This window comes from Rhodanobacter sp. K2T2 (genome assembly GCF_013408815.1).
GTDB lineage: Bacteria > Pseudomonadota > Gammaproteobacteria > Xanthomonadales > Rhodanobacteraceae > Rhodanobacter.
This window is the reverse complement of the sequence record NZ_JACCCA010000013.1, coordinates 18,095-29,820: the sequence shown is the minus strand read 5'-3', so window position 1 is coordinate 29,820 and position 11,726 is coordinate 18,095. Positions and strand designations below refer to the sequence as shown.

11 protein-coding genes are annotated in these 11,726 nt (G+C 66.0%); 4 read left to right on the top strand and 7 right to left on the bottom strand.

The genetic code is table 11. From position 1 onward, the window contains the following. Nucleotides 1-64 precede the first annotated feature (64 nt). The gene (locus HDE78_RS17915) at nt 65-1,219 is read right to left on the bottom strand and encodes a hypothetical protein (protein WP_179482025.1); all 1,155 of its coding nucleotides are present in this window, start codon (nt 1,217-1,219) and stop codon (nt 65-67) included. A 118-nt stretch (nt 1,220-1,337) separates the two neighbouring features. Between HDE78_RS17915 and HDE78_RS17910 the strand changes: the two genes are divergently transcribed. Together HDE78_RS17910 and HDE78_RS17905 are read left to right on the top strand one after the other, a co-directional pair. Beyond that, nucleotides 1,338-2,624 carry an acetyl-CoA C-acetyltransferase gene (locus HDE78_RS17910; RefSeq protein WP_179482023.1) on the top strand — a complete coding sequence of 429 codons (1,287 nt, stop codon included), beginning with the start codon at nt 1,338-1,340 and terminating at the stop codon, nt 2,622-2,624. A 12-nt stretch (nt 2,625-2,636) separates the two neighbouring features. Further along, nucleotides 2,637-3,173, top strand: coding sequence for an energy transducer TonB (locus tag HDE78_RS17905; RefSeq protein ID WP_179482022.1), 537 nt, complete (start codon nt 2,637-2,639; stop codon nt 3,171-3,173). Nucleotides 3,174-3,214: 41 nt separating this feature from the next. Here the strand turns inward: HDE78_RS17905 and HDE78_RS17900 are convergent, their stop codons facing one another. From HDE78_RS17900 to HDE78_RS17880, 5 genes are all read right to left on the bottom strand, one after another. Next, complete coding sequence (locus HDE78_RS17900; protein WP_179482020.1) at nt 3,215-5,188, bottom strand: phospholipase D family protein; 1,974 nt, start codon at nt 5,186-5,188, stop codon at nt 3,215-3,217. A 27-nt stretch (nt 5,189-5,215) separates the two neighbouring features. Further along, nucleotides 5,216-5,800 (bottom strand): YceI family protein, encoded by a 585-nt coding sequence (locus HDE78_RS17895; RefSeq protein ID WP_179482018.1) that lies wholly within the window; start codon nt 5,798-5,800, stop codon nt 5,216-5,218. Next, nucleotides 5,797-6,270: a histidine phosphatase family protein gene (locus HDE78_RS17890; protein ID WP_179482016.1), complete on the bottom strand. Its 474-nt coding sequence runs from the start codon at nt 6,268-6,270 to the stop codon at nt 5,797-5,799. The genes HDE78_RS17895 and HDE78_RS17890 overlap by 4 nt, the downstream gene beginning before the upstream one ends. Nucleotides 6,271-6,352: 82 nt before the next feature. Then, nucleotides 6,353-6,985 (bottom strand): ParA family protein, encoded by a 633-nt coding sequence (locus HDE78_RS17885; protein WP_179482014.1) that lies wholly within the window; start codon nt 6,983-6,985, stop codon nt 6,353-6,355. Nucleotides 6,986-7,061: 76 nt separating this feature from the next. Next, nucleotides 7,062-8,102 carry a hypothetical protein gene (locus HDE78_RS17880; RefSeq protein WP_345776082.1) on the bottom strand — a complete coding sequence of 347 codons (1,041 nt, stop codon included), beginning with the start codon at nt 8,100-8,102 and terminating at the stop codon, nt 7,062-7,064. Between the two features lie 193 nt (nt 8,103-8,295). On the opposite strand from HDE78_RS17880, the gene HDE78_RS17875 reads away from it, so the two are divergent. Further along, nucleotides 8,296-8,490 (top strand): antitermination protein NusB, encoded by a 195-nt coding sequence (locus HDE78_RS17875; RefSeq protein WP_179482010.1) that lies wholly within the window; start codon nt 8,296-8,298, stop codon nt 8,488-8,490. Nucleotides 8,491-8,552: 62 nt separating this feature from the next. On the opposite strand, the gene speE is transcribed toward HDE78_RS17875, so the two are convergent. Continuing rightward, complete coding sequence (gene speE, locus HDE78_RS17870) at nt 8,553-9,422, bottom strand: polyamine aminopropyltransferase (protein WP_179482008.1); 870 nt, start codon at nt 9,420-9,422, stop codon at nt 8,553-8,555. 365 nt (nt 9,423-9,787) lie between these two features. Here speE and speA point away from each other — a divergent pair, with 365 nt between their 5' ends. Next, nucleotides 9,788-11,707 carry an arginine decarboxylase gene (speA, locus tag HDE78_RS17865; protein WP_179482006.1) on the top strand — a complete coding sequence of 640 codons (1,920 nt, stop codon included), beginning with the start codon at nt 9,788-9,790 and terminating at the stop codon, nt 11,705-11,707. Nucleotides 11,708-11,726 lie beyond the last annotated feature (19 nt).

Here is an 11,726-nt window from a genome sequence, read left to right as displayed (position 1 = left end):
TTCCGTCCCCCGGTTTGCCGCCATCATGCGCCGGCCAGCTGCCGTTTCACAGTGGCCTGTCGCCTCAGTGGAGGGTCGTGGCCGGCGCGCTCAGGGCGCCCCGCGGATCGAGCGTGATCGGCCCGTGGGCGCGCTGCTCCGCCGTGGTGCCGTAGCGCTCGGCCAGTAGGTTCAACAACGGGTTCAGCGCCTGCGGCTGCAGCGGATAAGCGTGCGCCAGTGCGCGGGCGCGGCCGCCCTCACCGCGCTGCACCACGGTGAGGGCGACCACGCCCAGGCCGGGCGCCTCGTGCGCGAACAGTGTCGGCGGTTCGCTTGTATCGTCCACCGCCGCCAGCGTTTCGAGCAGATAACCGGCACCGGCTTCGACAGTGCGGTCGGCGCTTGGGCGCAGCCGCAGCGGCAGCCGATGGGCGTCGAGCAGCGCGGCGTATTGGCGCAACTCGAAGACGATGCCGGCGAGCGCGTGGCGGCGCGCAGCGTGGTCGTCGTTGTCCTTGGTCGGCTGCTCGATCAGCCACTGCGACGGCGACTGAGCGAACACCTTGCCTTCGGCATACTGCAGCGCCAGGCCACGCGCGGTTATCGCGGACTCTTCGCGGTACGGCGTCAGCAGCGCGGCTTCCAGCAAGGACCACAGCGCTGCAAGGTTGACGTGTTCGTACTGCACGCAGGTCAGCGCCAGGAGGTCGTTGCGGCTGAGATAGCGCACGTGCTCCAGCCGGATGCCGAGCGTACGCATCAACCAGTCGGCGGTCAGCATTCCGGCTTCGCCGCGGCCGACCAGCTGCACTTCCAGCTGTTCCGACAGCTCCTCGGCCAGCGTCTCGGGCGCCAGCAGGCTCAGTGGCAGCAGGCGCATCGGGCCGTCGGCAAACGTCGGTGATGGTTCCAGCGGCTGCGCCGGCATATGGCCATCGTGGCTGCCGAAGGCGACCACATTCTCGATATGTCCGCGCGGCACGCGCCGGGCCAGTTCGTCCAGCGTCGCCCACACCGGAAAGCCCGGCCGCAGCAGTTCGACCTGATCGAATAGCGCGCCGGCCAGTGCCAGCCGCGCCCGGTTAACCGGCGGCACCAGCGCGTGCAGATCGGCCGCCACGAACTGCGCCAGCTCCGCCGCTTCGTCGCGGTTAAAGGTCAGGCGCGGCACCGGCTGGCCTTCGGCCAGTTCCAGTGCCAGTACCACCGGCAGGGCGAGCAGCGTTTGCGCTTCCACGAAAGCAGCTCCAAAACGTACGAACAAGAGGCGAATCGTACCATTCAGCGTTTTGGGCTTTCGCCGCACGGCATCGCGGGTTAGCCTTGGAGGACTTGAGTTCCGGACTGTTCTGACCATGGAAAAAACGCAAAAACGCGTGGGGGTGATCGGCGGTGTCCGCATCCCGTTCTGCCGCAACAACACCGCCTACGCCGACGTCGGCAACTTCGGCATGTCGGTGAAGGTGCTCGGAGCCCTGGTTGAACGGTTCGGGCTGCACGGTGTGGAGCTCGGCGAAGTGGCGATGGGCGCGGTGATCAAGCATTCGTCCGAATGGAACCTGGCGCGCGAGGCGCTGCTGAGCTCCGGCCTGGCGCCGACTACGCCTGGCATTACCACGGCGCGGGCCTGCGGCACCTCGTTGGACAATGCCATCATCATCGCCAACAAGATCGCCGCCGGCCAGATCGAAGCCGGCATCGCCGGCGGTTCGGATACCACCAGCGACGTTCCCATCGTGTATGGCGCGCGGCTGCGCAAGCGGCTGCTGGCCGTCAATCGCGCCAAGACGCCGATGGACAAGTTCAAGGCGGCGACCCGTGGATTCTCGCTGAGCGAATTGAAGCCTTCCTTCCCCGGCGTGGCCGAGCCGCGGACCGGTAAATCGATGGGCGATCACTGCGAGCTGATGGCCAAGGAATGGCATATCGGCCGGGTCGAGCAGGATCAGCTGGCGCTGGACAGCCACCGCAAGCTGGCCGCCGCGTACGAGTCGGGCTTCTTCGACGATCTGCTGGTGCCGTTCCGCGGGCTCAAGCGCGACGGTTTCCTGCGCCCCGACTCGACCATGGAGAAGCTGGCGTCGCTCAAGCCGGCGTTCGACAAGACCTCGGGCCAGGGCACACTGACCGCGGCCAATTCCACCGGCCTCTCCGACGGCGCCGCGGTCGTGCTGTTGGGCAGCGACGAGTGGGCGGCCAAACGCGGCCTCAGCATTCAGGCCTATTTACTGGACGCGGAAGTTTCCGCGGTGGATTTCGTCCACGGCGAAGGCCTGCTGATGGCGCCGACCGTCGCGGTACCGCGCATGCTGGCGCGCCACGGCCTGACTCTGCAGGATTTCGATTACTACGAAATCCACGAGGCCTTCGCCGCGCAGGTGCTGTGTACGCTGCGCGCGTGGGAAAGCGCCGACTACTGCAAGAATCGACTCGGGCTCGACGCGCCGTTGGGCAGCATCGATCCGGCCAAGCTCAATGTGCACGGTTCCAGCCTCGCCGTCGGTCATCCATTCGCCGCGACGGGCGCGCGCGTGGTGGCGACGTTGGCCAAGCTGCTCGAACGCAAAGGCAGCGGCCGCGGTTTGATTTCGATCTGCACCGCCGGCGGCATGGGCGTCACGGCGATACTCGAACGGCCGTAAGCGGCCCACCCCATGTTGCGCCTGCGCACCACTGTCGTCCTTAGCCTGCTGGCACTGGCGGTCGGTGTGGCCGGCACGCACTGGCTCAGTCAGCGCAGCGCCGACGAACCGCTGGCCATGCCGCTGAAGCGGCATGGCTCCTCCAATCATTTCGCCGCTGCACGGCCAGCGACCTCACACCCGCCGGCACCGCTATCGATACGAAGCCATCGGCCGCGGCAGCCGCCGATCGATAGCCATATCGCCGGCCAAAGCACCGAAGCGCCTGCCGCGCTGCCGCCGGAGCTGGTGCCGCTGGACATGCCGGTGAATCGCGATGTGGCCTACGACAGGCTGCGTGGTCATCTGGACGGCCGTGTGATCATGCACATCAGCATCGATGGCAGCGGCCGCGTCACGGCGGCCAGCGTGATCGAGTCGAGCGGGGATACAGTGCTCGATGCGCACGCCCTGCGCAGCGTCCGCGGCTGGCGTTTTGCCGTGCCGCCGGATCATCCCGATGGTCTGAGTGCAGACTTGCCGATGCGCTTTTCCTCGCACCTGCGTTGAACCGCGCGGACGCGAGGCACGGGCAGATCGTGAACAGGCGCCTAGAGGATGCCCGACACGCCGGCGCCGAACGCGGTAATGATCAGGGTGAAGAACATCTTCGGCGAGACCGCCACGTCGGGGAAATCGCCCACCGGCTCGTAGCAGGCGAAGAAGCCCGGGTCGCTGACGCGCATCGGCTGGCAGCCAGGCTTGAGCTGATAGCTGGTCGCGTAGCGGAACGGCCACAGGTCGAACAGCGGCAGCTGTTCGGAGACGCTGCCGATGGCGTTGTTGATATCTGTCAGTACCGGTACGCCCGTGCGCCGCGGCCCGATGACCCATGCGTTCTCCGGCTGCGTGTCGCGCAGAATGCTCTGGCGCAGCTGCGTGGCGAAACGCTGGTCGTAGATGATCACGCCGGCCTCGGTATTGTAGTGATCCGAGCGCGGGTCGAAATTGTGCGAGCCGACCATGGCGATGCCGTCGTCGATCACGATCGACTTGGCATGCAGGCCAAAGCGGCGGCCGCCGCTGATCAGCGGGGCCGGACGCCGGCTGCTGCCATGGCTGCCCAGCAGTCCGCGGTTCTCAGTGTCCACAAAATGGCGCGAGGCTTCGTTGCTTTTGCTTTTGCCGCCGCCGTCTCTGGGAGCGCCTTCGCTGCCGGTCTGGCCATCGGCATTGGCGGTGCCGGTGCCGCCGGTCGTTTCGCCGCTGTCCATCGGCGGCGCACTTTCACTGGTCGATTCCATGCTGGCATAGGCATTGGCTTCGGCCGGCCCCGGCGCGTGCGGCTTCAGCTCGTAGATCTCGAAACCGTAGTCTTTCAGATAGCGTTTGCGGTGTTTGTAGGAGAGCGCATACACCGCGAAGGCGTCGGTCGAGGCCAGTGAGTTGGTCGCGACAATAATGCGTGGAGGCGGCGTCTGCTGGTGCAGTTTGTCGAAAATCTTGCGCGCGCGGCGGCTCATCACCAAGTACGGCGTCTGCAGAACCACTTCGCTTTTGGCGCTGGCCACCATTTGCATCACGTGGCGGGTGAACTCGCGCGCGCTCTTCTTGTTCGGCTTGTCGGTCTTGGCCGGCATATCGCTGAAGAATTCCACGTTGCCGGTGCGGATACTGTCGGCCAGCACGTGCGCACGCAGCCAGTCGGGATCACTGGCTTCCTGCTGGGCTCGATAGGCGCGTTGCGGATGCGCGAAGGTCGGCGCGGGCCACTCCGGCGCAGCCGGATGCGCCACGATATAGCGATTGACGTCGCGCAGATGGGTCAACGGCACCGAGCGGCGATGGTTCCAGAACAGCAAGAAACTGTCGGCCATGGCCTTGGCGGCCGGTCCACCGACCAGTACGTCGCGGTCGACGTAGTCGAAGTCGTCGTCCCAGTCGAAGTAGCGATTTTCGTAATTGCGCCCGCCGGTAATGCCGGCGCTGTCGTCGACCAGCAGCACCTTGTTGTGCATGCGCTGGTTGAACTTGAAGAAGCAGCAGGCGATACCCGCAGCCCATTGCAGCGGCGAGGTATGCGCGTCGTGGAATGTCGGGTTGTACAGCCGCACCTGCAAATGGGGGCTGACCCGCGCCAGCCGGTTGAGCACGGCCATGTCGTCGAACGAGGAAAGCTGATCGGCCAGTATGCGCACCTGCACGCCGCGCCGCGCCGCCTGTACCAGCTCGTCGAGCACCAGCTGGCCGACATCGTCCTGCTCCCAGATATACGTCTGCACGTCGATCGAGTGGCGGGCGCCGCGGATCAGGCTGAGCCGCGCCACCATGGCGGCCTCGCTGTCGTTGAGCAGGCTGACGATATGCACGGGCCGCTGCAGTGTGGATGCGGCGACGGCATCGGTCGCGGCGTCCAGCAGCGGCGACGCCGCGGCGCAATGGTCCGGACGATCGCAGCTCGTGCGCGTGTCGACGGTGGCGGCGACGACCGCATCGGCACGGCGGATCTGCGTTTTCGACGCGACACAGCCCTGCAGCAGGGCTGCAGCGAACAGAGCCGGGAGAAAGATCGAGCGCGGAGACATGTGCCCGCATGATACGGGTTGTCGGTGTCAGTTCGGCGTATGTTCCAGCGCGATCAGCAGGCCCAACTGCACCTGGTCAGAGAGCGCGGTTCGATGCGAGGCCATGCCGAAGGCGGTGCGCGACAGCGAACCACGCGCTTCGATCAGGCAGGTCTGCCGTACGCTTGGCGTGCAATGGGCGGGCAGCAGTTCAAAGCGCATCGGCTGGGTGACGCCGCGCAGGGTCAGCTGGCCCTGCAGCACGCCGCCAGTGGTAAGCATGCTGAAGGTGATCGGCTGCGACAGAAAACGGATCGTGGGGTACTGCAGGGCGTCGAAAAAATCCGGCGCCATCACCCAGCGGCGCAGCCGGTCGGAGGCCATCTGGATGCTGCTGGCGGTGATGCGGGCATCGACCGTGGCCAGGCCGTGATCGTCGAGCTTTACCTCACCGGCGATCTGGGTGAAGCGTCCGGTGATGGTTTTCAGCCACAGCAGTCGGACGCCGAACTCAGCGTCCGAGCGGGCTGAGTTGATGCGGTAATCCATCGCGCGCGCCGTCGGCGCTGCCAGCACCAGCGCGGCGAAAAGCAGCGACGCCAGCAGCGACGCGGTGGCAACAGGCTGAGTCACGGCGACCAGAAAGCATCCAGCCTGGCGTTGCCCGGCTCCAGCGCGCCATTCAGATGCAGCACGGCCAGAGCGCCCGGCGGCATGCCGCGGTATTCGTCGGAGCGGCCCTCGACCAGCAGCGCCACCAGCCGTTCGATGCCTGGGTTGTGGCCCACCAGCATCACGGTGTCGGCGTCGCCGTGCTGGTCCAGCAGGGCCAGCAGTTCGCCGGGAGAGGCGTCATAGATTTCGCTGGCCAGCTGCGGTGCGGGCGCGTTATTGATGGCGGCCAGTGCAAGCCGGGCGGTTTCGTCGGTGCGGCGGCTGGGCGAACACAGCACGCGGTCGGGGTGGGCGCCGTGTCCAGCCAGCCAGCGCCCGGCGGCCTGGGCTTCCTGTTCGCCGCGCGCGCTGAGCGAGCGTTGCTGGTCGTCACCGGCCTTGTCTATGGGTACGGCCTCGGCATGTCGCAGCAGAATGAGTTCTTGCATGGTGGACTCCGTCAGGTGATAGCGCGCGAGCTGCCCCGAGTATCGATGCAGGCAGCGGAAGGCGAGATTGCTGGATGGACTTTCACTGCTGGCGCTTGATCCAGCGCAGCAGGGCTTTCCAATCCTGCTGGTGGTTGCGCACCTGCTCGGACTGGTAATCGAAGATGCCCTTGCCCAGCGCGCTCAGCAGCACATAGGCCTGACTGTCGCGCAGCTGTGCGGCGATCGGAAAGGGAGATTGCTCGGCGAGCTGGGCGACCGCGTCTTGGCTGGCATGGGTCCATGGCTTGAGCCGGTTGGCGACCAGCGCGACTGGCAGTTTGCCGCGGCGAATGCGGTTGATCTTCTGCAGCTCTTCGATGAAACCGAGCGTGGCGTGCAGATCGAACGAGGACGGCAGTACCGGCACCAGCAGCACGTCGGCCGATTCGATGTAGGGCTCAAGCTCGCGTTCACCCACGCCGGCCGGTGTGTCGATCAACAGCTGCTGCGTGTCGGCAGGCACCTTCTGCAGGGCTTTCTTGCCGCCTTCGAGCGCCAGTACGCCGGGTACATTGTCCGGCCGCAGGGCCGCCCAACGAAAGCTGGAGCCCTGGCGGTCGGCATCGATGATGGCGGTATGCTGACCCGCCTGCGCCCAGTGCGAGGCCAGCTGGGTTACCAGCGTGCTCTTGCCGCATCCACCTTTGCTGCTTGCCACCAGCGTCGTAAGCATCGACTCACCCCTGCCGCGGAAGGTGGCCCAAGCCTACACGGCTGCGGATGCGGCGCAAAGCTGCGCTGCGACGAGATCAGCCCTGCGGCTGTGACGCGGACGGCGGCTTCCAGTCGGCCGGCGCTTCGGTCGGGATGTTGTTGTCGCGCAGGGCGGTCAGCAGCAAGCTCATTTCGGTGCCGCCGCGGCGGGCGATGGTCACCAGATGCTGCGCGACAGCGGCGTCATTCTGCGCGCGACCGAGCAGACGGCTGAAGCTCTGCACCTGCCAGATCAGGCTCAGGCGCGCGTGCTTGGCATCTTCCTGCTGCGCCGGATCGTCGGCCAGCACTTCGCGCAGATGCAGCCCGAGCGAACGACCCAGCGGGCTGGAACCCCACTCGAGCACCTTGCCCAGTTTCAGACAGTCGGCCTTGATGGATGCATCGCCGGCGGCGCTCTCGCACAGCTTGGCGGTCACCTGCAGCACGGGCTGCGGCTGCGCGTTGGCCAGGCCGTAGACGAGCACGACCTGCACCCCGGCCGCACCGCTGGCGTTGGCGCTGTCGTACGTATCGGCCGGCGGCGGCAGTATGCCCACCGAGTTGGCCAGCGCCTTCAGGCTGGTGCCGGCGTAATCCTCATACAGCTTGGCGTTGGCCGCCTTGGCCAGATCGGCGCGCGCCGCGTCCTGCTTCATATTGCGGGTGTCTTCGCCGATCTTGAGCAGCCACACGGCGGCGTTGTCCGGCGCCTGCGTGGTGAGCTGTTCGAGCGCCGATGTATTGGGGCAGGCATCTGCCTTGCTGTCGCAATCGGCCAGCCGCGTCCAGCTGATGGCCGCCGCGATATCGGCGGCGCCATCGGCCTGCGCCGCGCGGTCGATCAGCCCGTGGAAATTGTTGAACTTGGGCAGGTCGGTCAAGGGCCGCGACAGGATGGCGGCGGCCAGCAGCGGCATGGCGTCGGCGCGTGGCGCCAGTACGCTGACCAGATCATGCTGGTAGGCCAGCAACGCCTTGTCGCGCGAGGGTGCGGCGACCGCGGGATCCGCGGGCTTGGCGGCGTCGGCGGCAAATGCAGGCGCGAAGGCGAGCGACAGGGCGCAGGTCAGGGCAAGGCGGTGCAGTCCACGCATCATCGGTTTCCGTCTACAGATTAAAGCGGTCAGCATACCCTGCGCCGATTAAGCCGGGCTGATCCAATCACCCCGGCGGACGGGCAGCCGCCGCGATGCTTGTTAGGATAGGACTCTCCATATGCATGGCTTGTGGAACTCATGGGCAGCTGGCGCGCCACCGCGACGGGCCCGAACTGGTTGGGAGAACGCATTGGATCATTATTTAACCTTCGCTACAGGCGCACCGTGGTTTGCGGGCTGGGGCACGCTGGCGCTGGTCAACGCGGCGCTGGCGCAGGGCAAGAACCGCAGCGGCCTGCTGTGGTTCTTGCTGTCGCTGTTGTTCGGGCCGATCGCTACGCTGCTGCTGGTGCTGCTGCCCAAGGTACGCAGCAAGCTGTTCTAGCCGACGCTCGGGCCACCCCCCGACGCGCGGCGTGCTCCGCCGCAGACAGGGCTCCGGCCGGATTACTCGCCCAGCGCCTCGCGCATGAATTCCGGCTGCGCCAGCGCGGCCTTGTGAATGTCGGCGTTGTAGTAGCGGGTGGGGAAATTTTTGCTCAGCGCGCCGCGTTCGCGGAAACCGGACAGGTCGCCGCCCTTGCGCACCATCGTGCAGCTCCACCAACCGGTGGGGTAGCACGGCTGCGGAAACGGCAGCGTGCGCACGGCAGAGAAACCCGAGGCGCGCATGGCCGAGCGCATCGATTTGATCAGGTCCAGATGGACCAGCGGCGATTCGCTCTGCTGTACCAGGATGCCGCCGTGGCGCAGCGCCTTGTAGCAGCTGGTGTAGAAAGCGGCATTGAACAGGCCTTCGGCCGGTCCGACCGGATCGGTCGAATCGACGATGATCAGGTCCAGCGATTCCGGCTCGGCGTCGGCCATATACTTGATGCCGTCGATAAACAGCAGCTCGGCGCGCGGATCGTGGTTGCTGTCGCACAGCTCAGGGAAATATTCCTCGGCCAGCCGCGTCACGCGCTCGTCGATTTCCACCTGCGTGGCTTTTTCCACTTCCTCGTGCTTGAGCACCTCGCGTAGCGTGCCGCAGTCGCCGCCCCCGATGATCACCACGCGCTTGGCGCGCGCATGGGTGAACAGCGCCGGGTGGGTCATCATCTCGTGGTAGAGAAAATTGTCGCGCGTGGTCAGCATGACGCAGCCGTCGATCACCATCAGGTTGCCCCAGTCGGTGGTCTTGTAGATCTCGATGGTCTGGAACGGCGTTTTCTCGGCGTGCAGCTGCTGCTCGGTGCGAAAACCGATGGAGGAGCCGGAGGCCTGGTGGGCTTCGGTGAACCAGCGGACTTCATTCGGCGTGTGCTGCTGCGACATGGCGGGAGTTCCTGACGTGCAAGGGAGAATGGGGCCGGCCATTGTAACTGCTGAAACGGCATCCTAAAGAAGCGCGGCGCAAAGGCGCAGTTCAACGGCCATACGCATATCGTCACAGGCGACCATTACAATAGCGGTTCGGTCGGCGGCGCAGCGCGTCGCGCGGCCGGCAAGTTCGACCGGCCCCGCGGCGTGCGAGGCTTCCGGCCGGTCGAACTTCGTGCCCGCTGACGTGCCGCCGCGAGCCGGCGGCCGGCCAACGGGCGATACCGTCAAGGCTCGCCGCTGCGACGCATTCGTGGGCTACATGCCGTTGATGCAGGGCCTGCGGCCGTCCAGATCTGGTCACTTGAGGAGATTCGCCGATGGCGAAGCAGTGGAACACATCCGATTGGAATACACCCGATTGGAGCACCGACGTCGCCCGCGACACCTACGCGATGGCGCACTGGGGTGATGGCTATGTCGATGCGGATGCCGGCGGCGACATCGTCATTCGCCCGCGAGGCCCGACGGGTCCCGCCCTGTCCTTGCCCGGCATCGTGGCGCGTGCGCGCGACGAAGGTCTGCGCCTGCCGCTGCTGGTGCGTTTTCCCGACATTCTCGCCGATCGCCTGTCCAAGTTGCAGGACGCCTTCGCCAAGGCGATCGGCGAATGGAATTATTCGGGCGGCTATACGGCTATCTACCCGATCAAGGTCAACCAGCAGCGCGGTGTGGCCGGCGAGCTGGTGGCCGCGGGCACGCATGGTTTCGGCCTGGAGGCCGGTTCCAAGCCCGAGCTGATGGCCGTGCTGGCGATGGCGCGCCCCGGTTCCATCGTGATCTGCAACGGCTACAAGGACCGCGAATATGTGCGTCTGGCGTTGATCGGGCTGAAGCTGGGGCTGCGCGTGCACATCGTGATCGAGAAGCTGTCCGAGCTCGAGCACGTGTTTGCCGAAGCCAGCGCGCTAGACGTCGAGCCCCTGCTCGGCGTGCGCGTGCGGCTGGCCTCCATCGGCGCCGGTAAATGGCAGAACACCGGTGGCGACAAGGGCAAGTTCGGCCTGTCGCCCGATCAGGTGCTCACGCTGACCCGGCGGCTCGATGCCGCCGGCCTTAAGCACACGCTGAAGCTGCAGCACTTTCACATGGGTTCGCAGATTTCCAATGTGCGCGACATCGCCAACGGCATGCGCGAGGCGACGCGTTACTTCGTCGAGCTGACCCGCATGGGTGTGCCGCTGGAGATCGTCGACGTCGGCGGCGGCCTCGGTGTGGACTACGAAGGCACGCGCTCGCGCAGCCACAACTCGATCAACTATTCGATCGAGCAGTACGCGTCGACGATCGTGCAGTCGCTGGCCGAGGCGGTGGAAGCCGAAGGGCTGAGCGCGCCGCACATCCTCACCGAAGCGGGCCGCGCCATGACTGCGCACCATGCCGTGATGGTGGTCAATGTCACCGAAGTGGAAGAAGTGCCGACCGGCGCGATTCCGCCACCGGACGCGGCCGAGGCGGCGGTGCTGCGGCGCTTGCGCGAAACCCACGAGGAGATCGACCGCCGTCCGCCGCTGGAGCTGTTCCACGAGGCCCAGCATCACCTCGCCGAGGGCCAGACCTTGTATGCGCTGGGCCAGCTCACGCTGACCGATCGCGCGCGGCTGGACGAGATGTACTACGCCATCGCCAATGCTGTGCGCACGCGGCTGCTGCCCGCCGAGCGATCGCACCGGCAGGCGCTGGACGAGCTGGACGAGAAGCTGGTCGACAAGTACTTCGTCAATTTCTCGGTGTTCGAATCGGTGCCGGACATCTGGGCGATCGGACAAATCTTTCCGATCGCACCGATCGCCCGGCTCGACGAACGGCCCACGCGCCGCGGCGTGATCGTCGACCTGACTTGCGATTCGGACGGCCGCATCGATCATTACGTCGATGCCGAGGGCGTCGACGTGAGTCTGCCGCTGCATGCGCTGAACGAAGGCGAGAGCTACCGGCTCGGCATTTTCATGGTGGGTGCCTATCAGGAAACGTTGGGCGACATCCACAACTTGTTCGGCGACACCGATGCCGTCAACGTGCGCGTCGATGGCGACGGCTACGTGTTTGCGCACAAGCGCAGCGGTGATACGACTGATCTGATGCTCGACTACGTCGGCTACGACCTGGCCGCGCTGCGGCAGAGCTATCGTGATCGCATCGCTGCCGCTGGCGTCACCGGCACACTGGCCGACCAGCTTTACACCACGCTCGACGGCGGTCTTACGGCGTATACCTATCTGGCCGAAGAAGGGCGCTGAAGCCTTTCCGCCCGATCAT